This is a genomic window from Pleomorphochaeta naphthae, from assembly GCF_055396005.1.
This window is the reverse complement of record NZ_AP042457.1, coordinates 1,854,921-1,876,274: the sequence shown is the minus strand read 5'-3', so window position 1 is coordinate 1,876,274 and position 21,354 is coordinate 1,854,921. Positions and strand designations below refer to the sequence as shown.

Here is a 21,354-nt window from a genome sequence, read left to right as displayed (position 1 = left end):
TAAAATTAGTTAAAAGTTTTAAAAGTTAATTAAGAGCAATTATCAAGTTATGAAACACAAATAAATTACTATACAAAATATATAAATAGCAGAGCTGATTGGAATTTTGTAAAAGTTTATACTGATGAAGGAATTTCAGGAACTAGCACCAAAAAAAGAGAAGGTTTTCAATCAATGGTACAAGACGCACTTAATGGAAAGATTGATTTAATTATAACAAAGAGTGTTAGCCGATTTGCTAGAAATACAGTAGACAGTTTAACTACAGTTAGATTGTTAAAAGAAAAAGGTGTTGAAGTTTATTTTGAAAAAGAGAATATTTGGACTCTTGATAGTAAAGGAGAGTTACTAATTACCATAATGTCATTCCTTGCTCAAGAAGAATCTAGATCCATTTCTGAAAACTGCAGCTGTGGGATTAGAAAGAGATTTGAAGAAGTAAAAATGTCTTATGGTAGTTTTCTAGGCTACGAAAAGGATGCTAATGGTAATATTGTAATTAATGAAAGAGAAGCAACTATAGTTAGATATATCTATCCTAGATTCTTGCAGGGGGTAACACCAACTTCAATTGCAAAAAATTAGAAGATAAAGGAACTCCTAATGCTAGAGGTGATGTAAAATGGTATGGCACTACTATTAAAAGCATGTTGCAAAATGAAAAATATATAGGGAATGCTATTCTTCAAAAAACATATTCAACAGATTTTTTATCAAAAAAGAGAAAGGTTAATAATGGAGAAGTTCCAAAGTATTATGTTGAAAACAGTCATCCCTCCATTATAACAAAAGAGCAATTTGAGAAAAGAGGTAATCTTAAAAATAAGAATATTAATAAAAGTGTATTTGCTAATAAAGTTATTTGTGGTGATTGTGGTAGTGTATATACTACTAAAACCTAGCACTCAACATCTAAGTATAAAAGGATTATCTTTCAATGCAGTAATAAATACAAAAACGAAGTTAGATGCACTACTCCTCATTTTTATGAAGAAGAGTTAAAAGAAATAGCTGTTAATGCTATTAATGATTTAATTAAAGATAAAGATTCAATAATAGAAAGTTGCAATCTTGTAATTAATCAAGTTTTACAAACAGATAAGTTAAAAGCAAAAGAAGAAACTCTAACTATTAAAGTTGATAAATTATCAAGAGGATTAAACTAGCTAGAAGCTTCTAATACTACAACAATTCAAAACCAGGTAGATTATGATGAAAAGTATAATAAACTATATTCAAAATATTCTTCAGCTCTAAATGAATTAAAAAGCCTTCAATCTACAATTCAAGATAAAAACAATAGAAAAAGTAAAATCAAGCAATTTCTAAAAGCTTTAAAATCAAAAGATGAAATCTTAACTAAATTTTCACCAGATGTTTTTCTTTCACTTGTTGATAGAATTGAAGTTTATTCAAAAGATGATATTAAGGTTGTTTTTAAGATTGAAAAATAAAGGTTATAAAGGAAAATAGAATTTAAATTAATGCTAGCGTTTATTAACAGCCTAATTCTTTGTGATAATTTTTGAGAGTTGTGAATCTATATATTTTACTGCTAAGAATATGTGTGTTATTATTTTTTACTGCTGAAATATATTTTGAGACATATTTTTCAAAACTCTTTATAATATAATTTTCTTTAGAAGTAATAGATATATATTCGTCGTTTGGTATTAAAAAAGGCTCTTTAGATAAAATATAAGATGGGTTAGTAATTAATAATGCTTTAGAATAATCAAGCCCCTTTCCTAAACTGTTTGCAATATGATTCTTTTTAGTAATAAATGATGCTTTGTTCTTAATATTTGATCTTAGGGGAATTGCAAATGTTAAATTATTGATATTTATTATGACTAATCCAAAACCCCGAGTTTTATTTTCAATCCAGTTTCCTTGAACATGATCTAAGGCTTCTATTAGATTATTATTATCGTTGTAAAAGGATTTATCTAATTTAACAATTTTCATAAGTACAATTACTCCAAAGCAAAAAGTAAAGCCTCCAATTAGGAGGCTTGCTTACAGTCCATTCTGTTCGGATTTTTCAGTTTTTTAAATGGGGCAATCCTACCACCATCTTCATTCTGTTCGGATTTTTCAGTGTTTTACGTGGGGCAATCCTACCACCACTGACTGTAATAAAAGTATCTAATAATTTTATTTAATAGTCAAGTGAAAAAAACTCTAATCTAAAGATTAGTTAATGATAAAAAGTAAAAACATCTCCTAAACGAAAGTTTTACTATTTACGTTTTCTTTCGGTTAATAACCTATCCAAGAAATGGTCTATCTAAACGTAAAACCTATGTTAGGCTACATAATTAACATCCTTGGCAATATTAATTATTTCAATGGCCGTCAATATTTATTAGAAATATTGATTAATTGTTATGTCAATAGCTTTTATTATTTTAATTAAAATCTCCCTAGTTCTGCAGTAATAAATAAAATAATAAAAAGCTTATTCCTTTTAGGGAAAGTATTTTTTTTGCTTAAAATAAATTTTTATATAACATTTTGTTGTATTACTCTGTAGGCCTTGACTATTTTTAAGTTATAGTAGATACTTAAAATACGAGGTGTTATATGTTTGTTAAGAAATTACCTGTAAACAAAGATGGAAAAACTTTATTGATTTTTGCAGAATCTATTAGAATACCAAATGGATATACTACAAATGCCAAAGGGAAAAAAGTTAAAGCTTATAAGATTAGGCAAAAGAAAATTAAAACTATTGGTTATTATGAAGATCTTCTAGATCTTTATGAGGATCCTATTGCCCATTTTAAAGCAGAAGCTAAAAGAATAAATGAAACTAACAAGCAAAAAAAAATTGAAAACACTATTTCAGTAGAATACAATACTGATGAATTATTCGACATTAATACAAATACTAATAATTTATATAATTTAGGCTATGTAATGATAAATGCAATTTATCATGAATTAGAAATAGATTATTTATGGAATAACAGAAGAAGATATACAGGTGATAAATTTAATCACAATATGATTTTTTTATTATTAGTAATTGATAGGATTATTTATAGTTCTTCAAAGAAAGGAGCTTTAAGTAAAACTGACTATTTTTTTGAGAACTTTAATTTTACTCTTGATGATACATATAGAGCTTTATCCTTTTTTGCAAAATATAAAGTAGATTTACTAAAAGTGTTAAATCAAAATGTAATCAAAAGATATAATAGAAATACAGATTTATTATTTTATGATGTTACAAACTTTTATTTTGAAATAGATGAAGAAGATGATTTAAGAAAAAAAGGAGTTTCAAAAGAACATAAGCCAAATCCAATAGTTCAAATGGGATTATTTATGGATGATAAAGGAATGCCTATAAGTTATCATAAATATGAAGGCAATAAAAATGACTGTTTAACTTTTATACCAAGTCTTGAAACAATAGGTTTTGATTTAGATTTTGACAATGTCATTTATGTAGCTGATAAAGGGATGATGAGTGGCACCAATTTAAGTAGAATTATCAAAGAAAAATCTGGATATGTAATTAGCTATTCTGTTAGAAAAGCAGATAAAACTTTTCAAGAGTGGGTATTAGATGAAACAGGCTATGAAGAATGGGTAGAAGAAGACAATGAAAACAATCATGCAGAGAAAGTAATCTATAAACGCAAGTCAAGAATGCAACCTAGAGTAATATGGGTTGATAAAATCTATAGAGATAAAAATGGAAAGGTAACAACAAAAAAGGTTGAATTTACAATAAATGAAAGACAGATTGTTTTTTACAGTTCTGCGTATGCAAAAAAGGCAAAAAAAGATAGAGAAAAAGCTAAAAAAATAGCATCAGGGAAATCAGCATCATCGATTTTAAACAAAGGAGCAATGAGTTTAATAAATAATTTAGCAGTTAATAAAGAAACTGGAGAAATTGAATCGAATCAATGGGGACTCATTAAAGATTTTGATGAAAAAAAACTAGAAGAGATTGAAAAACTAGATGGTTACTATGCAATAATGAGTAATGTCATTGGAATAGAAGAGAATGAAATTCCTTTTAAAGCAAAACATAGGTGGACTAAAGATAATATGTATCAACTTAATAAAAAAGTAACTGATTCAGATATAATACAAATGTATAAAGGTCTTTGGAAAATTGAAGAAAGCTTTAAAGTAACAAAGACAGGTTTAAAAGCAAGACCGATGTATGTTAGAAAAGAAGATCATATAGAAGCCCATTTATTAGTATGTTTTACAGCATTATTAATATTAAGAGCTTTAGAAGTAAGATCAAATCTCAATGCATTTCAAATACAAAAATTAATACAAGAATTTCAAGTTGATGAAATATCTGAAAATTTATTTAAAACGACATATTTTTCACCAGAGTTATATAAGCTTGGAAAAGCTGTAGGATTAGATTTAAGAAAAAAACAATATACTAGAAAAGAACTGAAAAGTTTTATATCAGAGAGTAAAAAATTTGGACGTCTAAATTAAAATTAAATTATCAATGAATGTAACACATGAAAATGTGTAAAAATGTTGAAATAATTTCAAGCTACACAATAACTTAGTGTAGCTTTTTCTATATTTTTGCTGCAGAACTCAGGATAAAAGTATCTAATAATTTTATTTAATAGTCAAGTGAAAAAAACTCTAATCTAAAGATTAGTTAATGATAAAAAGTAAAAACATCTCCTAAACGAAAGTTTTACTATTTACGTTTTCTTTCGGTTAATAACCTATCCAAGAAATGGTCTATCTAAACGTAAAACCTATGTTAGGCTACATAATTAACATCCTTGGCAATATTAATTATTTCAATGGCCGTCAATATTTATTAGAAATATTGATTAATTGTTATGTCAATAGCTTTTATTATTTTAATTAAAATCTCCCTAGTTCTGCAGTAATAAATAAAATAATAAAAAGCTTATTCCTTTTAGGGAAAGTATTTTTTTTGCTTAAAATAAATTTTTATATAACATTTTGTTGTATTACTCTGTAGGCCTTGACTATTTTTAAGTTATAGTAGATACTTAAAATACGAGGTGTTATATGTTTGTTAAGAAATTACCTGTAAACAAAGATGGAAAAACTTTATTGATTTTTGCAGAATCTATTAGAATACCAAATGGATATACTACAAATGCCAAAGGGAAAAAAGTTAAAGCTTATAAGATTAGGCAAAAGAAAATTAAAACTATTGGTTATTATGAAGATCTTCTAGATCTTTATGAGGATCCTATTGCCCATTTTAAAGCAGAAGCTAAAAGAATAAATGAAACTAACAAGCAAAAAAAAATTGAAAACACTATTTCAGTAGAATACAATACTGATGAATTATTCGACATTAATACAAATACTAATAATTTATATAATTTAGGCTATGTAATGATAAATGCAATTTATCATGAATTAGAAATAGATTATTTATGGAATAACAGAAGAAGATATACAGGTGATAAATTTAATCACAATATGATTTTTTTATTATTAGTAATTGATAGGATTATTTATAGTTCTTCAAAGAAAGGAGCTTTAAGTAAAACTGACTATTTTTTTGAGAACTTTAATTTTACTCTTGATGATACATATAGAGCTTTATCCTTTTTTGCAAAATATAAAGTAGATTTACTAAAAGTGTTAAATCAAAATGTAATCAAAAGATATAATAGAAATACAGATTTATTATTTTATGATGTTACAAACTTTTATTTTGAAATAGATGAAGAAGATGATTTAAGAAAAAAAGGAGTTTCAAAAGAACATAAGCCAAATCCAATAGTTCAAATGGGATTATTTATGGATGATAAAGGAATGCCTATAAGTTATCATAAATATGAAGGCAATAAAAATGACTGTTTAACTTTTATACCAAGTCTTGAAACAATAGGTTTTGATTTAGATTTTGACAATGTCATTTATGTAGCTGATAAAGGGATGATGAGTGGCACCAATTTAAGTAGAATTATCAAAGAAAAATCTGGATATGTAATTAGCTATTCTGTTAGAAAAGCAGATAAAACTTTTCAAGAGTGGGTATTAGATGAAACAGGCTATGAAGAATGGGTAGAAGAAGACAATGAAAACAATCATGCAGAGAAAGTAATCTATAAACGCAAGTCAAGAATGCAACCTAGAGTAATATGGGTTGATAAAATCTATAGAGATAAAAATGGAAAGGTAACAACAAAAAAGGTTGAATTTACAATAAATGAAAGACAGATTGTTTTTTACAGTTCTGCGTATGCAAAAAAGGCAAAAAAAGATAGAGAAAAAGCTAAAAAAATAGCATCAGGGAAATCAGCATCATCGATTTTAAACAAAGGAGCAATGAGTTTAATAAATAATTTAGCAGTTAATAAAGAAACTGGAGAAATTGAATCGAATCAATGGGGACTCATTAAAGATTTTGATGAAAAAAAACTAGAAGAGATTGAAAAACTAGATGGTTACTATGCAATAATGAGTAATGTCATTGGAATAGAAGAGAATGAAATTCCTTTTAAAGCAAAACATAGGTGGACTAAAGATAATCTGTATCAACTTAATAAAAAAGTAACTGATTCAGATATAATACAAATGTATAAAGGTCTTTGGAAAATTGAAGAAAGCTTTAAAGTAACAAAGACAGGTTTAAAAGCAAGACCGATGTATGTTAGAAAAGAAGATCATATAGAAGCCCATTTATTAGTATGTTTTACAGCATTATTAATATTAAGAGCTTTAGAAGTAAGATCAAATCTCAATGCATTTCAAATACAAAAATTAATACAAGAATTTCAAGTTGATGAAATATCTGAAAATTTATTTAAAACGACATATTTTTCACCAGAGTTATATAAGCTTGGAAAAGCTGTAGGATTAGATTTAAGAAAAAAACAATATACTAGAAAAGAACTGAAAAGTTTTATATCAGAGAGTAAAAAATTTGGACGTCTAAATTAAAATTAAATTATCAATGAATGTAACACATGAAAATGTGTAAAAATGTTGAAATAATTTCAAGCTACACAATAACTTAGTGTAGCTTTTTCTATATTTTTGCTGCAGAACTCAGGATAAAAGTATCTAATAATTTTATTTAATAGTCAAGTGAAAAAAACTCTAATCTAAAGATTAGTTAATGATAAAAAGTAAAAACATCTCCTAAACGAAAGTTTTACTATTTACGTTTTCTTTCGGTTAATAACCTATCCAAGAAATGGTCTATCTAAACGTAAAACCTATGTTAGGCTACATAATTAACATCCTTGGCAATATTAATTATTTCAATGGCCGTCAATATTTATTAGAAATATTGATTAATTGTTATGTCAATAGCTTTTATTATTTTAATTAAAATCTCTTTCGATGTTTTTGGGAATTTTTTAATATAGTGGTTATGGAATTTCAACAATTATTAATAAATATGGTCATGATGTTTTTGATATAGAAAGTAATTACATACGATGTACTATTCCTTTTGATGCTGAAGTTATATCAAAAACTAAGAAGAAAAATGTCGGTTTGAATAAAACAGAAAAGAAAGTCATAATTTATTTATTAGATGATGAGAGCTATTCTGCAGAAGATATAGCTAAAAAGGTAGATGTTACAAAAAGAACTATTGAAAGAGCTTTCAGTTATTTACAAAATAAAGGAATAACTGAAAGGATAGGTTCGAAACGTGATGGAGTTTGGCACGTTATAAAATAATTTAACGGATTTATTAAATATTTTTACACCCTGTTAAGAAAAAATACACCCACTTTTTCTATAATCGTATAGTTGTATTGATGTATAAATTCCTTGGCATTAAACTACATATCGTTGATACAATAATTCAGCTATTATAATTTCTTTTAAAATAATCAATTAAAAAATAGCTGTTTTTTTATATAAGGCTAATTTGCCAGTTTCTACGAGTCCTTCAAGAGTAATCGTGTAAAATAGTAAAAATTTAAACAATACTATTTATTCATAATAGTATGATTAATTATGATATTTTGAGAAAACTAAGTTATATTTATTGTTCAAACCTTACATGCTAGGTCAAAATAAAGTATCAATTTTAAAAAATAATTAATTAATTTGTCCAAATAGTGCCATTTGGACGATTTATTAGTGAAAATACTTTAATTTTTAGTTATAAATTAAATGGTAGGATAAATCCTGAGTTCTGCAGCAAAAATATAGAAAAAGCTACACTAAGTTATTGTGTAGCTTGAAATTATTTCAACATTTTTACACATTTTCATGTGTTACATTCATTGATAATTTAATTTTAATTTAGACGTCCAAATTTTTTACTCTCTGATATAAAACTTTTCAGTTCTTTTCTAGTATATTGTTTTTTTCTTAAATCTAATCCTACAGCTTTTCCAAGCTTATATAACTCTGGTGAAAAATATGTCGTTTTAAATAAATTTTCAGATATTTCATCAACTTGAAATTCTTGTATTAATTTTTGTATTTGAAATGCATTGAGATTTGATCTTACTTCTAAAGCTCTTAATATTAATAATGCTGTAAAACATACTAATAAATGGGCTTCTATATGATCTTCTTTTCTAACATACATCGGTCTTGCTTTTAAACCTGTCTTTGTTACTTTAAAGCTTTCTTCAATTTTCCAAAGACCTTTATACATTTGTATTATATCTGAATCAGTTACTTTTTTATTAAGTTGATACATATTATCTTTAGTCCACCTATGTTTTGCTTTAAAAGGAATTTCATTCTCTTCTATTCCAATGACATTACTCATTATTGCATAGTAACCATCTAGTTTTTCAATCTCTTCTAGTTTTTTTTCATCAAAATCTTTAATGAGTCCCCATTGATTCGATTCAATTTCTCCAGTTTCTTTATTAACTGCTAAATTATTTATTAAACTCATTGCTCCTTTGTTTAAAATCGATGATGCTGATTTCCCTGATGCTATTTTTTTAGCTTTTTCTCTATCTTTTTTTGCCTTTTTTGCATACGCAGAACTGTAAAAAACAATCTGTCTTTCATTTATTGTAAATTCAACCTTTTTTGTTGTTACCTTTCCATTTTTATCTCTATAGATTTTATCAACCCATATTACTCTAGGTTGCATTCTTGACTTGCGTTTATAGATTACTTTCTCTGCATGATTGTTTTCATTGTCTTCTTCTACCCATTCTTCATAGCCTGTTTCATCTAATACCCACTCTTGAAAAGTTTTATCTGCTTTTCTAACAGAATAGCTAATTACATATCCAGATTTTTCTTTGATAATTCTACTTAAATTGGTGCCACTCATCATCCCTTTATCAGCTACATAAATGACATTGTCAAAATCTAAATCAAAACCTATTGTTTCAAGACTTGGTATAAAAGTTAAACAGTCATTTTTATTGCCTTCATATTTATGATAACTTATAGGCATTCCTTTATCATCCATAAATAATCCCATTTGAACTATTGGATTTGGCTTATGTTCTTTTGAAACTCCTTTTTTTCTTAAATCATCTTCTTCATCTATTTCAAAATAAAAGTTTGTAACATCATAAAATAATAAATCTGTATTTCTATTATATCTTTTGATTACATTTTGATTTAACACTTTTAGTAAATCTACTTTATATTTTGCAAAAAAGGATAAAGCTCTATATGTATCATCAAGAGTAAAATTAAAGTTCTCAAAAAAATAGTCAGTTTTACTTAAAGCTCCTTTCTTTGAAGAACTATAAATAATCCTATCAATTACTAATAATAAAAAAATCATATTGTGATTAAATTTATCACCTGTATATCTTCTTCTGTTATTCCATAAATAATCTATTTCTAATTCATGATAAATTGCATTTATCATTACATAGCCTAAATTATATAAATTATTAGTATTTGTATTAATGTCGAATAATTCATCAGTATTGTATTCTACTGAAATAGTGTTTTCAATTTTTTTTTGCTTGTTAGTTTCATTTATTCTTTTAGCTTCTGCTTTAAAATGGGCAATAGGATCCTCATAAAGATCTAGAAGATCTTCATAATAACCAATAGTTTTAATTTTCTTTTGCCTAATCTTATAAGCTTTAACTTTTTTCCCTTTGGCATTTGTAGTATATCCATTTGGTATTCTAATAGATTCTGCAAAAATCAATAAAGTTTTTCCATCTTTGTTTACAGGTAATTTCTTAACAAACATATAACACCTCGTATTTTAAGTATCTACTATAACTTAAAAATAGTCAAGGCCTACAGAGTAATACAACAAAATGTTATATAAAAATTTATTTTAAGCAAAAAAAATACTTACCCTAAAAGGAATAAGCTTTTTATTATTTTATTTATTACTGCAGAACTAGGGAGTAATCGTGTAAAATAGTAAAAATTTAAACAATACTATTTATTCATAATAGTATGATTAATTATGATATTTTGAGAAAACTAAGTTATATTTATTGTTCAAACCTTACATGCTAGGTCAAAATAAAGTATCAATTTTAAAAAATAATTAATTAATTTGTCCAAATAGTGCCATTTGGACGATTTATTAGTGAAAATACTTTAATTTTTAGTTATAAATTAAATGGTAGGATAAATAAATGAAGAATATTAGTAAGAAAGCTCTTTTTGTTTTTTTAACTGGGATTGTACTTTTGATAACAAGTTGTCAAACTGTCGAAAAAGAAGAAACTTCATCTCAAGATTTAGAGGTAAAGTTTGTAGTAACGGATACAATGCAATCTAAATTTTATGATGCTGATGGTAATGTTATTGATGAGCCTGAATTAGGTGATTCTTTATATGGTCAAGATGCACAATATCAAGGTATTATGCCTTCATATACAGATAATGGGGACGGAACTGTTACAGATAATAATACAGGTTTAATGTGGCAACAAACTCCACCAACAGATAAGATGAGCTATGATGAAGCTGTAGAATATGTAGAAAATTTAGAATTGGGTGGATATACTGACTGGAGACTTCCAACTATTAAAGAATCTTTTTCTTTAGCAAATATGGATGGACAACTGAATGCTGAAGATATTTCAGAAAGTATTCCTTATATTGATTCTGATTATTTTGATTTCTTCTATGATGAAAATCGTCCTTATACTGGATCTTATTGGACAAGTAGTGTAACTAAAATTCCTGCTGAAAATGAATATGAAGAAATGGAAAAGAACTATGGATTTAACTGGGCAGATGGTCACTTGAAATCTTATGGTGATGGTTACTATCTAGATGGATCTTCTTCTGGTTCTTCTATTCCTGCGGGAGTTAGAGCTGTACGTGGTGAAGAAGGAGTATTTGGTGTAAATGATTTTGTTGATAATGAAGATGGAACTATTACAGATAACGCTACAGGATTAATGTGGAGTCAACAAGATAGTGGTGCTATTAATGATGACGGTTCTATTCGTGATGTAGATGATGATAATTATGGTTTAGGTAGAACTTGGGTTGATACATTAGAATGGGTTCAATCAGTAAATGAAGCTAACTATATGGGCTATAGTGATTGGAGATTACCTAATGCTAAAGAACTTCAAAGTATAGTGGAATATGGTATAACAGAGTTACCTGTTGTTGATACTGATTATTTTGACTTAAGTAGAGAAGATTGCTATATGTGGACAAGTACTACTTGTGGTGACTTCCCTGATACAGCTCTATATTTTGCATTCGGAAAAGCTTATGGTATTAATCTTGCATCTGGCGGTGCTGCTGGTATGAGTAATGATGAACAAATGGGCCCTCCACCTGAAGGTGATAGCGATGGTGAATTACCTCCTTTAATGGAACAATCATCAGAAGAATCAACAAGTACTGAAGATGTAACTGTAGCTGACTTTGTAGATACACATGGCCCTGGTGCAATGAGAAATGATTATAAAGATACAACAGGAGCTGCAACACAAGCACCAGCACTATCAAGAGCATTATGGGAGCAATTATATGGTGAAGAATATCCTTATGAATATGATGAAGCTAATGATACAACAACTATATTTGACTTAAGTGCTTCAGAAAATGCAGCAGACTATATAGTAATATATAATTACGCATTATTAGTACGTGATGCTAACTAAATTAATAGAATAGGATTAGTAGTAATTATAAGAGCCTCAAAAGAATAAAATGCTTTTGGGGCTTTACTTCTTTTTACGAGGTTTGTATTTATATATATTTTATTGTATCTGCTATTTGATTGTAAAAGAGATCTTTACGTTACTTACATAATCACTTGCAGAAAGTTCAATGTTATCTTCCTAGCTTAAGTTAAATTAATTAGCTAATACGTGATCATGCTTATAAGCATTTAAAACTGTAATGGATTTTTCAGTGTTAAGAGATGCTTGTACAAAACAGCTTTTATCATTTGTATTGTCAGATAATTTAAGAGAAGAGTTTGTATTAGAAACTGTTGACCAATTAATAGAAAGATATGGAACCCAATTAAGTAAGAATGTAATTATCACAAGTGACCAGGGTGTACATTACTCTGCAAGAGAATATAGAAGGAAATTAAAGATGTATAATATCACTCGCTCGATGAGTAGATGTGCGAACTGCTGGGATAATTCGCCGCAAGAAAGCTTTTTGGGTCATATGAAAGATGAGATAGATATTACAGAATGTAATAGATTTGAAGAATTAAAATATTGTATTAATGAGTATATGAATTATTACAATAATGAAAAATCCCGATGGGATATAAGCAAAATGACTCCTAATCAATATAATAAATATTTGAGGAAAGGACATTATATTATTCCTGGAAAAGGCAAAGTTAAAGTTGCATAATTACAACTTTAACTTTTGGATAATGTGGTATACTAGATTAAGTAAAATAAAGTTTGTCTAAAAAAGGCGAACCAGTTCACCTTGTTAGCTTATATATATTAATAATTTAATTTTAAGGAGTAGTGATAATGATTTTGAATATATCAGTCTATGCGTTTATTGTATTAACGTCACTAGTAATTTTGTTCCAATTATGCCTAGCTGCTGGTCTACCCTGGGGGGCAGCATCTATGGGTGGAAAATTTAAAGGTAAATACCCGGTAAAAATGAGACTAGTAGCAATTTTAAATTCCTTTTTATTATTCTTTTTTATAATTATTATACTATCAAGATCTACCTTCGCTTTTCCAAGTTTATTTTCTTTTTCGAAAATAGCAATATGGTTTCTTATTGCTTTTTTTGTAATAGGAACAGTGATGAATTCAATAACACCGAGTAAAATAGAGAGAATTTGGGTTCCTGTTACTTTACTCCAATTTATCACTAGTTTGATTATTGCTTTAAATTAAAATTAAGGTTCAACATATAAATGATAAAATAGGCCGAATGTGTAACTGGTTTCAAGTATGAAACCAGCTGCACATTATAGCAAAAATTAGAGAGTGAATCGAAAAATATGTATAACATTTTAGAATAGTTAAATAACTTACACATTGTGATTGACTCTTTCGTTTTTAAGTATGAAAAAGTATTAATATAAATATACTATTTCATGTAACTCTGAGGTGTCATATTCTTTAACTGTATTTTCTTTCTTGATTATGGTATGTTCTTTTCCAACATATCGGTAGCATGATTCGCCAGGTTTAACCTCAGTTTTTTCACTCATTACAATTCTATCTAACTCGATATTAACACTTATTTCAATTCCATCTTTTTTATAAAAAAGCTTCACATTTCTTGCATATTCTTCACCCATCTCAGAATCAAATACTACATCTTTTAATTCTGATTTACAGATCCTCAAAGTTTCTGGGTTTGGTTCGCATAGAACTGTTCCATCTTTATCAATTGCAAGCAAACTAAGTAGTAGACTATCATCTTTCATGACCAGCAATCCATAATCAAGACACAAATCAGGAGTATGTATTTTTCCCCAATACCACTGCTTATATCTTTTATTCATATTATTGTGTCCCCAATTATGATCATGGTAACCTTCTCCTTTGAAAGGTATTTCTTTACCATCTTTATATATAATACCTTCTACCTTTGCATGAGGTGCTGCTACGGTCCAGCCCATATTAGGTGGATTTTCAGGGGTGAAATAATGAGGAATTTGTGGGTAGAACTTTAATTTACACCCATTGCCGTTAATCATGGTATAGATTTCATAATATTCACCAAAATCAACGCAGTATTGGTTATTGAACCTTGCTTCGCATTTCTCGTAGCTTACGGTCACTTCATCTCTTGTAAATTCTTCTAACTCCCAAGCTGAATCACCATTTTCATAATAAGCATTATATCTGATAGAAGGTTTTCTGGGCTTTAGTCTTGTGTCATTAACTGAATACATGGCAACTATGTGGGTTCCATCTTCAGAATTTGCATCAAAATACCACCACTCAAACTCTTGTTCCTCATCCTTGAAAGGTAATTGTACATGCATTGCATCTTCTTTTAAAAAATTCATTTAGTCTCCTTTGTATACACTTATATATAAGTATACACTTGTATTTTTTTTCTATTAATAGAATAATTATATTTGAAAAGCTAAGTCAATATTTCTAAGGAAGTTTGCACACATTGCTCAAATTTGTATACTAAGAGGTTTAAATGAATTTTACTAAAAAAGATTTACCAAATTTAACAAGAACAAAAAGATGGATAATTTCAGCACTTTTTAGACTGATGGAAACAGATGACTATAAAAAAATAACAATCACACAAATAATTGATGAAGCTGAAATTGCAAGAAGAACTTTTTATGTCCATTATAAAAACAAGCATCAAATTATTAAGGAGTATATTGATGAAACTTTTAGTAGAATTTGGTTAGATTTCAATCAAAATAAACAAAAATCACTTTATGATATTGCCTATTATTCTTTTAGTGAATGTTTCAAACATATTGAAATACTAAGAGTATTGCACAAACATAACCTGTCCAATTATTTTTATGAGCAGTTTATAATTAAAATGAATAAAACTACAAAAGAATCTAATTTGGCTGTTTTCGATGTTTCTGATTTTTCTGAATCAGAAATTATATATTTGAACATATTTCATGCTTCAGGTTTGGTTAAAATGATTGACCGATGGATCCAGGATGGTTGTGAAGAAACACCAGAAAAAATGGCTGCCTTATATGTTAAGATTTGTAAGATTGGAATACTAAATGATTGAAAATAATAAGATGAATCAGAAATAGAAGTTAAAATTATTTGTGTATATGAATCTAGATCTACAGGTTTTAACCTAAAAAGAGAATTAGAAAAAGCTAATATTGATTGTATAATAATGGCACCTACTAGAATATATAAAAAAAAAGATGGTAATCGAGTAAAGACAGATAAGCAAGATGCTAGAAATTTATCTCAAACATTATTTTGTAAAGAAAAAAAGTAAGTAGTTCTAATCTCAGTTGAAGATAAAGCTACTAGAGACTTCATTAGAATGAAAGATGATATAAAAACACAATAAAAAAGCAAAGTAACAGTTAAAATCATTTATTTTAAGAAGAAATATTAATTATCCATTTCAAGAAGGAGCTTGGTCTGATGCATATAGATAATGGTTAAAGACTATTAAATTTGATTTAATGATTAATCAAATAACTTATAAAGAATATTTAGTAGAAATATATAGATTGAAAGAAGCTATAAAGCGTTTTGATATAAAGATTGAAGAATTATATAAAAATGAAAAATATAAAGAAGATGTAAAAAGATTATGGGGCTTTATAGGTATAGATCACATATAGCCTTATCTATAGTATGTGAAATAAAAGATTTTGCAAGATTTAATAAAGCTAGAGAGTTTTCATCATTTATTGGGCTATGTGCAAGAGAATTATCTTGTTTTATCAAGTTTAAGAAACTTTCGGCATCAGGAGCATTAAAAAGATTATCTCTAAAAGATTTATGACTTAATATACGAGCTAATTTACTTAATATTCTTAAATGGTAACTACTATTTTTTTGGGGGCCAACAAGTAAAAATACAAGTTTAATATTTTTTTTATCAAGTGCTAGTAGCTCAATTTAAGTTTTAAGAGGCATAACTGCTATCAATGATTTATCCATTGATGAACATCTATTTCAAATCCGCAATATTTAAATAAGCGTTTTCTAACAAATCCGCACTTTTTTAAATAGCTAAGTCTTTGCAAAAATAACAATTCTTATAAATTGATTTTATTCCCAACCCTTGGGAATGTCTAAGGAAATTCGAAATGCTTAAGTAGTTTTATTAAAGAATAATTATTATCTACACTGAATTACTATTTGTGTGTAATTGTAAAAATTTGTGTTAATTTTTACAAATAGGATTCACAAATATTACTAAACAAACTTTAAAGATGCATAGTATTTTTTAAAGTTCTTTAAGTCTTATAATTAGATTAAAATAAATTTAAACGAAATCTTGAACCGGCACGGAAAGTTTAGACACTTTAATAAAACTTAATCATCCCTAAGTACTACATTGAATCAAATATTTAGAAAAGATTAGTTATGATATACTAGTCTTGATGGAGATTTAGATGGGTAAAAGGTACTTTATTGAAGAAGAAATTGCTAAAATAAGAGCAAATGAGTATGCCTAAAAAGTTAGTGAAAAATCAATTAAATATACTTTAGAATTTAAAAAGGAATTTTGGAGAAGATATCAAGGTTGCCAATCACCAGGAACTATATTTCTTGATTTAGGTTTTGATTTAGATATTATTAATCGTGAGAGAATTCATGGATTAACTAATAATATTAAAAGACAGGCTACAAGAGCAAATGGATTTGAAGATCAAAGAGTCAATAATTCTAGACCTAGAACTAAAGAGGCAATATCTGTTGAAGAAAAGCTTAAAGCTTAAGAATTAGAGATAAAAAAATTAAATCAAAAGTTGGAATTCTTAAAAAAAAAACATCATGATAGAGGAAAAATATTCACTATCGCGACAGCAGAGAAGGAAGAAAAAAAGAAAATAATACAAGCACAATTGCTAGATCCAGAAAATCTATTAACAGTTGAAGAATTATGTTTAATAGCAGCAATATCAAGAGCTAGTTATTACTATTGGCTTAACTTTAAAGATAAGCGTGATGAAAGAGAGTCAAAAGATAGAGCTGCAGTTGATATAATATTAAATGTATATAAGCATAGAAAGTTTAAGAAAGGTTCAAGACAAATCTTTATGATACTATGAAATACACCAAATAAGATGAGCTTAGAGAAGATAAGGAGATTGATGAAAAAATATGGATTATTTTGTCCAATCAGGAAAGCTAACCCATTTTAGTACTTATCGTTGATACAATATAGCAGCTATTATAATTTTTTTTAATGTAAGGAGTTGAAAAATAGCTTTTTTTAATTTAAGGCTATTTTGTCTTATTTTTCAAGTTTTCTAGGAGTAATCGTGTACCTTAAAAAGATAATCGAATTAGATAATGTAATAGTCAACAGAATTGTTTTTTTAATAGCGGTATCTAATATTATTTATATATTTTTTCTAACAGTGTTTTTTCCATTTATGTCAGTTAGATGAGTAATGAATTCACCTTTACTTTTAATAGATATCAATTAAATCAAATAGTGCTTTATTTTTATAAATAACTTCTTTTCCAACTTTTTCCTCAATTAAAAATCCTTCTTGAACAAGTAATTTAAGATATTTTGTTGCTGTGCTTCTTGATAGTTTTAATTGCTTTTGGAAATATATATTTTTTGTATAGAACTCATAATAAATTAAATCTACTAATTCTTTGCTATATATTTTAGGAAGCTTTTGCTTCATTTTAGTACAAGTTGCTTCAATACTTTCATTAATTTTCTTGATAAAATTTATTGTAAATTCTGAAGTCTCTTCAATTCCTTTGAGCATATATATAATGAAATTCTCAATGTTATGAATATCTTTGTTACACTCATTGAGTAGATCATAATATTCTGCTTTGTTTCTTATTATATATTTACTTAAATATAATATAGGTAAATCTAGCTTTTTTGTCATGACAAGGTAGAGAATATTTATTAAACGCCCAGTACGACCATTACCATCATAAAAGGGATGTATTGTTTCGAATTGATAATGGATTATTGCCATTTTAATAAGTGGATCATATGTTTCATTATCTGAATTTATATATTTTTCAAGATTAGATAAATATGTCATTATTTCTTCATATGATTGGGGAGGTGTATGAACTATTTCTCTAGATTTGGAATTAATTATTTCAGTTCCAGGAAGATTTCTTATATCTCCAATATTTGGTTCTATAATTTTGTGGATATCGATTATATCATTAATACTTATAAATCCTTTTTGTTTGAGAATTTTATATCCTTCGTTTATAGAACCTCTATATTTTAGTACTTCTTTAGAAGAAGGATTAATGCTATATTCAGTTATTTCTTTATATAATTCATCATATGTTGTAACAATATTTTCTATTTCCGAAGAATCTTTTGCTTCACCTAGAGTAACAACATTCAATAAGATTCTAGGATTTTCTAATGTTGATGTAATACCTTTTAATTCACCTATCTTGTTGTTTGCTTTATTTAATTGTATTAAAACTTTTTTAGTTTCAATATCAAAGTCTAAAGGTAGTTTATTCATTTTTATTTACTCCTATTAGTCATAAATCCATATTTATTGAATTATATATTTTAAGTGCTTCAACTTTTATAAATAACTAATAACTATATAAAAAGATAATCATGTAATAAGTATATGACTAAAATATTAAAAATAATAGTTATGTTAATAGTTTATGAGTAATTTATTAAAAAATCTAGTCACGTTATTGTTTTATGAATAAAAATTAGAGAAATTTATTCATGTTTATAAATCTATACTAAAATATTATAAGTAATAGGTATGCTATAAATTTATGAATATTAATTTAAATATGGTTAAATATAAAGTTCTTTCCTTTTTAATAATGCTTTGATTTTGTGACCTAATGATTTTTATGTTTTTGTGCGAATGGTTTTAATTTAAATAATAAGTTTAATTAAGGGGTTTCTTTTATGTTAGAATAGGTGAATTAATATTAAGAACAAGTACTAAAAAGCGTGAAGTGTTTAAATCCATGATTAGTGATGCACTAGAAGGTAAAATTGATTTAATAATTACTAAGAGTGTTAGTAGGTTTGCTAGAAATACAGTAGACAGTTTAACAACAGTTAGAAAATTAAAAGAGAAAGGAATTGAAGTATATTTTGAAAAAGAAAATATCTAGACTCTTGATAGTAAAGGAGAGTTACTAATTACTATAATGTCATCTCTTGATTAAGAAGAATCAAGATTCCTTTCAGAAAATGTACTTGGGGGATAAGAAAGAGATTTGAAGAGGGAAAAGTAAAAATATCTTTCGGTAGTTTTCTTGGATATGAAAAAGATAAAGAGGGCAATATAGTAATAAATGAAAGAGAAGCTAAAATAGTTAGATATATCTATTCTAGATACTTACAAGGCATAGCCCCTAATACAATTGCAAAAGAGTTAGAAGATAAAGAAGTTAAAAATGTAAGAGGATCTATTAAGTGGTATGGCTCTACAATTAAAAGCATGTTACAAAATGAAAAATATACTGGTAATGCTATTCTTCAAAAAACATATTCAGCTGATTTCCTAACAAAAAAGAGACTGATAAATAATGGGGAGATTCCAAAGTATTATGTTGAAAATAGTCACCCTTCTATTATAACAAAAGAACAATTTGAACTAGTTCAAGAAGAATTTGAAAAAGAATGTGCTTACTCAAATAGAAGTACCAGTGCTAATCTATTTTCAAATAGAATTATTTGTGGCACCTGTGGTGCTTTATTTGGTAGGAAGATTTGGCATTCAACTGATAAATATAAAAGAGTTGTTTGGCAATGTAATGATAAATATAGAAAAGAAGAAAAGTGTACAACAACTCACCTTTCTGAAGATGAAATATATAAATCAATACTAGAAGCTATTAATAAAGTAATAGTAGAAAAAGATGAAATAATAGAAAATTGTGAATTAATATTAAACAAAGTATTAGATACTAAAAAACTAAAGATAAAAGAAGCTGAGAAATCAAAAGAGTTAAATAAAATATCAAAGCAAATTGAACACCTAGTTGAAGGTAATTCAACAATTATTCAAAACCCTGATGAATTTAATACACTGTATAATAATCTATCAACAGAGTATTTTGCTATTCAATAAAAGGTTGAAAATACACAAGCTATTCTAGCTGATAAGTTTTCACGGAAAATACAGATTGATAGATTTATAGAAAATCTTAAAGCCCAGGAAGAACTAATAACAAAACTTTCTCCAAAGCTTTTTACATCCATTGTTTATATCGTTAAAGTGTTTTCAAAAAAAGAAATAAAAGTACATTTTAAAAATGGTGAAAAAGTTGTTGTTAATTTGTTGAGGTAAAAAAGAAAGATAAACAATATTTTATAGATTTATTTTTATTATTTTTCATTTTCATAGATTCTCCTCTAGATGTAATACTAGAGGAGGTGCAGTTAACTTCTAAGTTCAACTTAAATGGGGGCATATCAAAATGTTAGTAAATTAATATAATATAAAAAGTAAATTATCAATAAAATATTTAAAAAATAATGTACAGCATAATAAAACTATTGTAAAATAAAAGAAGTTTTTATTAGGAATCTAAGAGGTTTTTGTATGTATGTTAGTCCAATTGTATTTATTATTTCTTTATTAATTGTAATCGCTATTATTTTTGTAATTTTTTTATTAATTAGAAATTTTATTTGCTGGTATTATAAAATTAATATAAATATCAAATTACTTGAAAGTATAAATAATAAGTTAGAGTTTCTATCTAAGCAGAACTTTCCAGATGAATATATCGAATTTGAGAAATCTTTAAAACCCCTAGAACCTATTGAACAGAATATAAATATTGAAAAAGATATAAAAGAAAAACACATATGCTCTAAATGTGAAACTAGTATACAAGGCAAAGAATACTATTGTGCAAAATGTGATGAATATTTTTGTTATGATTGTATTTTATCTGGAGCAAAATGTCCTAAATGCAAATCTCGATTGATTAATTAATTTGAGGCAAAATAAATAGAATTTTCTTATTCAAAAAATAGTTAATTTTTAGAGTTAGAAAAATATTGAGGAGGTTAATGTGTTTGATTTTTTAATAATTACATTTTTAATTTTAAATATAATATTCATTGTATACTTATTTATTTTTATTCGAGATTTCATGAATTGGTTTTCTAAACAAAACAAAAAGAGAATCGAATTATTAGAATCAATAAATAAAAATTTAAAAAAAACTGAATCAGCTAATGATTTTAATAAGAAAGAATAGATTTAAAAGAAAAAAATTCATTATATGAAAATTATAAGATAAAAGTCCTATTATTGGTATTTTTTTGACATTAATTTATTCAATTGAGAAT

Annotated in this window: 20 protein-coding genes and 3 pseudogenes; 16 read left to right on the top strand and 7 right to left on the bottom strand. The window is 26.6% G+C overall.

The annotated features are described in order from the left end of the window. Positions 1-48: 48 nt before the first annotated feature. Together ACZ5SO_RS08545 and ACZ5SO_RS08540 are read left to right on the top strand one after the other, a co-directional pair. Positions 49-585, top strand: a pseudogene (locus tag ACZ5SO_RS08545) (recombinase family protein); the annotation flags it as partial. Next, a complete protein-coding gene (locus ACZ5SO_RS08540; RefSeq protein WP_464627842.1) occupies positions 543-902 on the top strand; it encodes a recombinase family protein in 360 nt (119 codons plus the stop codon). The pseudogene ACZ5SO_RS08545 and the gene ACZ5SO_RS08540, both read left to right, overlap by 43 nt. Positions 903-1,497: 595 nt before the next feature. Here the strand turns inward: ACZ5SO_RS08540 and tenpIN are convergent. Continuing rightward, on the bottom strand, positions 1,498-1,968 hold the full coding sequence (gene tenpIN, locus ACZ5SO_RS08535; protein WP_464624021.1) for a type III toxin-antitoxin system TenpIN family toxin: 471 nt from the start codon (positions 1,966-1,968) through the stop codon (positions 1,498-1,500). A gap of 618 nt (positions 1,969-2,586) precedes the next feature. Here tenpIN and ACZ5SO_RS08530 point away from each other — a divergent pair. The 3 genes from ACZ5SO_RS08530 (at position 2,587) to ACZ5SO_RS08520 (ending at position 7,683) form a co-directional block, all read left to right on the top strand. After that, entirely contained in the window at positions 2,587-4,479 is a 1,893-nt protein-coding gene (locus ACZ5SO_RS08530; RefSeq protein WP_464624018.1) for an IS1634 family transposase, read from the top strand. A gap of 561 nt (positions 4,480-5,040) precedes the next feature. After that, complete coding sequence (locus ACZ5SO_RS08525; RefSeq protein WP_464624020.1) at positions 5,041-6,933, top strand: IS1634 family transposase; 1,893 nt, start codon at positions 5,041-5,043, stop codon at positions 6,931-6,933. A 561-nt stretch (positions 6,934-7,494) separates the two neighbouring features. Beyond that, positions 7,495-7,683 (top strand): helix-turn-helix domain-containing protein, encoded by a 189-nt coding sequence (locus tag ACZ5SO_RS08520; protein ID WP_464624019.1) that lies wholly within the window; start codon positions 7,495-7,497, stop codon positions 7,681-7,683. A gap of 568 nt (positions 7,684-8,251) precedes the next feature. Here the strand turns inward: ACZ5SO_RS08520 and ACZ5SO_RS08515 are convergent. Next, positions 8,252-10,144, bottom strand: a complete 1,893-nt coding sequence (locus tag ACZ5SO_RS08515) for an IS1634 family transposase (protein WP_464624018.1) — start codon at positions 10,142-10,144, stop codon at positions 8,252-8,254. Between the two features lie 400 nt (positions 10,145-10,544). Here ACZ5SO_RS08515 and ACZ5SO_RS08510 point away from each other — a divergent pair, with 400 nt between their 5' ends. Next, positions 10,545-12,038 (top strand): Lcl C-terminal domain-containing protein, encoded by a 1,494-nt coding sequence (locus tag ACZ5SO_RS08510; RefSeq protein ID WP_464624017.1) that lies wholly within the window; start codon positions 10,545-10,547, stop codon positions 12,036-12,038. Positions 12,039-12,279: 241 nt separating this feature from the next. Beyond that, positions 12,280-12,753: a DDE-type integrase/transposase/recombinase gene (locus ACZ5SO_RS08505; protein ID WP_464624016.1), complete on the top strand. Its 474-nt coding sequence runs from the start codon at positions 12,280-12,282 to the stop codon at positions 12,751-12,753. A 148-nt stretch (positions 12,754-12,901) separates the two neighbouring features. Here ACZ5SO_RS08505 and ACZ5SO_RS08500 read toward each other — a convergent pair whose 3' ends face one another. Both ACZ5SO_RS08500 and ACZ5SO_RS08495 read right to left on the bottom strand, forming a co-directional pair. After that, positions 12,902-13,237, bottom strand: a complete 336-nt coding sequence (locus tag ACZ5SO_RS08500) for a hypothetical protein (RefSeq protein ID WP_464624015.1) — start codon at positions 13,235-13,237, stop codon at positions 12,902-12,904. Positions 13,238-13,444: 207 nt separating this feature from the next. After that, on the bottom strand, positions 13,445-14,389 hold the full coding sequence (locus ACZ5SO_RS08495; RefSeq protein WP_464624014.1) for a hypothetical protein: 945 nt from the start codon (positions 14,387-14,389) through the stop codon (positions 13,445-13,447). A 143-nt stretch (positions 14,390-14,532) separates the two neighbouring features. Between ACZ5SO_RS08495 and ACZ5SO_RS08490 the strand changes: the two genes are divergently transcribed. The 3 genes from ACZ5SO_RS08490 (at position 14,533) to ACZ5SO_RS08480 (ending at position 15,843) form a co-directional block, all read left to right on the top strand. Continuing rightward, positions 14,533-15,102, top strand: coding sequence for a TetR/AcrR family transcriptional regulator (locus ACZ5SO_RS08490; RefSeq protein ID WP_464624013.1), 570 nt, complete (start codon positions 14,533-14,535; stop codon positions 15,100-15,102). Between the two features lie 415 nt (positions 15,103-15,517). After that, complete coding sequence (locus tag ACZ5SO_RS08485) at positions 15,518-15,679, top strand: hypothetical protein (protein ID WP_464624012.1); 162 nt, start codon at positions 15,518-15,520, stop codon at positions 15,677-15,679. Then, the gene (locus ACZ5SO_RS08480; protein WP_464624011.1) at positions 15,649-15,843 is read left to right on the top strand and encodes a transposase; all 195 of its coding nucleotides are present in this window, start codon (positions 15,649-15,651) and stop codon (positions 15,841-15,843) included. The genes ACZ5SO_RS08485 and ACZ5SO_RS08480 overlap by 31 nt, the downstream gene beginning before the upstream one ends. Here the strand turns inward: ACZ5SO_RS08480 and ACZ5SO_RS08475 are convergent. Beyond that, positions 15,834-15,929, bottom strand: a pseudogene (locus ACZ5SO_RS08475) (PTS sugar transporter subunit IIA); the annotation flags it as partial. The gene ACZ5SO_RS08480 and the pseudogene ACZ5SO_RS08475 sit on opposite strands and share 10 nt — an antisense overlap. A 608-nt stretch (positions 15,930-16,537) precedes the next feature. Between ACZ5SO_RS08475 and ACZ5SO_RS08470 the strand changes: the two are divergent. Together ACZ5SO_RS08470 and ACZ5SO_RS08465 are read left to right on the top strand one after the other, a co-directional pair. Next, positions 16,538-16,786: pseudogene (locus tag ACZ5SO_RS08470) on the top strand (HTH domain-containing protein); the annotation flags it as partial. A 30-nt stretch (positions 16,787-16,816) separates the two neighbouring features. Beyond that, a complete protein-coding gene (locus tag ACZ5SO_RS08465) occupies positions 16,817-17,119 on the top strand; it encodes a hypothetical protein (protein WP_464624010.1) in 303 nt (100 codons plus the stop codon). Positions 17,120-17,482: 363 nt separating this feature from the next. On the opposite strand, the gene ACZ5SO_RS08460 is transcribed toward ACZ5SO_RS08465, so the two are convergent. Next, on the bottom strand, positions 17,483-18,535 hold the full coding sequence (locus ACZ5SO_RS08460; protein ID WP_464624009.1) for a Fic family protein: 1,053 nt from the start codon (positions 18,533-18,535) through the stop codon (positions 17,483-17,485). Positions 18,536-18,956: 421 nt separating this feature from the next. Here ACZ5SO_RS08460 and ACZ5SO_RS08455 point away from each other — a divergent pair, with 421 nt between their 5' ends. Both ACZ5SO_RS08455 and ACZ5SO_RS08450 read left to right on the top strand, forming a co-directional pair. Continuing rightward, the gene (locus ACZ5SO_RS08455; protein ID WP_464627841.1) at positions 18,957-19,160 is read left to right on the top strand and encodes a recombinase family protein; all 204 of its coding nucleotides are present in this window, start codon (positions 18,957-18,959) and stop codon (positions 19,158-19,160) included. A gap of 59 nt (positions 19,161-19,219) precedes the next feature. Further along, the gene (locus ACZ5SO_RS08450) at positions 19,220-20,122 is read left to right on the top strand and encodes a recombinase family protein (protein ID WP_464627840.1); all 903 of its coding nucleotides are present in this window, start codon (positions 19,220-19,222) and stop codon (positions 20,120-20,122) included. On the opposite strand, the gene ACZ5SO_RS08445 is transcribed toward ACZ5SO_RS08450, so the two are convergent. Further along, positions 20,116-20,253 (bottom strand): hypothetical protein, encoded by a 138-nt coding sequence (locus ACZ5SO_RS08445; protein WP_464624008.1) that lies wholly within the window; start codon positions 20,251-20,253, stop codon positions 20,116-20,118. The genes ACZ5SO_RS08450 and ACZ5SO_RS08445 overlap by 7 nt on opposite strands. A 343-nt stretch (positions 20,254-20,596) precedes the next feature. On the opposite strand from ACZ5SO_RS08445, the gene ACZ5SO_RS08440 reads away from it, so the two are divergent. Continuing rightward, positions 20,597-20,995, top strand: coding sequence for a hypothetical protein (locus tag ACZ5SO_RS08440; RefSeq protein WP_464624007.1), 399 nt, complete (start codon positions 20,597-20,599; stop codon positions 20,993-20,995). Positions 20,996-21,074: 79 nt separating this feature from the next. Further along, positions 21,075-21,263 carry a hypothetical protein gene (locus ACZ5SO_RS08435; protein ID WP_464624006.1) on the top strand — a complete coding sequence of 63 codons (189 nt, stop codon included), beginning with the start codon at positions 21,075-21,077 and terminating at the stop codon, positions 21,261-21,263. Positions 21,264-21,354 lie beyond the last annotated feature (91 nt).